This window comes from Catenibacterium sp. RTP21428st1_D7_RTP21428_210409 (genome assembly GCF_040227455.1).
GTDB classification, from domain to species: domain Bacteria; phylum Bacillota_I; class Bacilli_A; order Erysipelotrichales; family Coprobacillaceae; genus Catenibacterium; species Catenibacterium mitsuoka_A.
Window position 1 is genome coordinate 1 of the sequence record NZ_JBEHVX010000159.1, and the last position, 1,665, is coordinate 1,665.

Annotated in this window: 1 protein-coding gene; it reads left to right on the forward strand. The window is 32.6% G+C overall.

Going from position 1 to position 1,665, the window contains the following annotated elements; all coding sequences use genetic code 11:
* Positions 1–142: 142 nt before the first annotated feature.
* Positions 143–1,279, forward strand: coding sequence for an IS110 family RNA-guided transposase (locus ABUA27_RS12610; protein ID WP_349820858.1), 1,137 nt, complete (start codon positions 143–145; stop codon positions 1,277–1,279).
* Positions 1,280–1,665: the final 386 nt, after the last annotated feature.

Here is a 1,665-nt window from a genome sequence, read left to right on the forward strand (position 1 = left end):
TAGACAATATGAAATGACGAGGAGGAAACAAAAAAAGTAACTCTCCTTAATTGTTCAATCGTGGATTTACCATTATACTTTGAGTAGAAATAAAAATTCATAGTATTGTGGGATTACCGCAAACAAATAAGGAGGGTTACCTATGAATAGAATAATAAAAATTGGGATGGATGTCCATACTACAAACTACACTTTATGCATTTTTGAGCCATCTTTTGAACATAATGGTACAGTTCACTGTATTACACAGGTAAAACCTGAAATTAAAAAGATCATTCATGTTATTGAAACTTTTAAAAAGAAACACGAAAATGAAGAACTAAATATTGTATGTGGCTATGAAGCAGGATGTCTGGGATATTCTTTATATCATGAATTAAAAGAGAAAGGTGTGGAATGTGTTATCCTGGCTCCAACAACCATGAAAACTGAAAAAGGTGGAAGAAAACTTAAGAACGATTATCGTGATGCCAAGATGATTGCGGAATGTTTGGCTTATGGTGGATATTCTGCCGTACATGTTCCTACCGAACTTGACAATTCAGTAAAAGAGTTTATTCGTATGAGAGATGATATAAAAGAAAACTTAAAAAGCATTAAGCAACAAATAATTGCGTTTTTAACACGCAATGGTAAACAATTCGAAGGAAAAAGTTACTGGACAAGAAAACATATTGATTGGATAAATACAGTTTCTTTTAGTGAACCATTACTTCAAGATACATTGAAAGAATATATGATTGAATATAATCATCTATGCGATCGTGTAGAGACTTTAGACAGACAAATTGAAGAAATATCATTAAAAGAAGAATATGTAGAAAAAGTGCAACAGCTGCAATGTTTGATTGGCATTAAAACGCATACTGCACTATCTTTAATCGTGGAAACAAGTGATTTCAATCGTTTTAAAAAAGGAAACATGTATTCGGCATATTTAGGCTTGATTCCTGGAGATGACTCATCAGGAGGTCATGAAAAGAAGCTTGGAATCACCAAAGCAGGGAATAATCACTTAAGAAGATTACTGGTTGAAGCAGCACAAGGTTATACACGAGGAAGAGTAGGATTTAAATCAAAAGATTTGAAATCAAGACAGGAAAAATGCAGCAGTGAAGTAGTAGCATATGCGGATAAAGCCAATGAAAGATTGAGAAGAAAATACTATCGAATGATTTTGCGAGGTAAAAAATATAATGTAGCTAAAACAGCTATCGCAAGAGAACTTGCATGCTTTATATGGGGTATTATGACAGATCATATTGATTTATGTAGTTGATTATAAAAGGACTTAAACTTATTAGACAACATTTTTGATTGTCGTTAATAAAATTAATATTTAGTAAAAAAAGAATTGAGGCTATTGGACAGGAAATCTCTATAAGAAGATGGTTAAAGTTATTCAAGACTAATCTATGTAGACACTTCTTTTTCCAAAGATTTGATTCACGACTATAGACAAAGAAACTTGCGGCGAAACCATTGACCTGAGGTAACCAATCCACGCATAACAGAGTGGCCAACCGCCGATAAATCTGTATAGAAGTTTCTTGTCCTATGTCCTTGATTTAAAAAACAAAATAAAACGAAAAAACGGAAAACGAAAAACGAAAATCAAAGAAATGTGTTATTTCCACTTGACAATCGTCATTTCATAACAGATTA

What these genes read in the sequence shown, in the direction of transcription:
- ABUA27_RS12610 (WP_349820858.1), top strand. Translation starts at nt 143, where the DNA reads ATGAATAGAATAATAAAAATTGGGATGGATGTCCATACTACAAACTAC.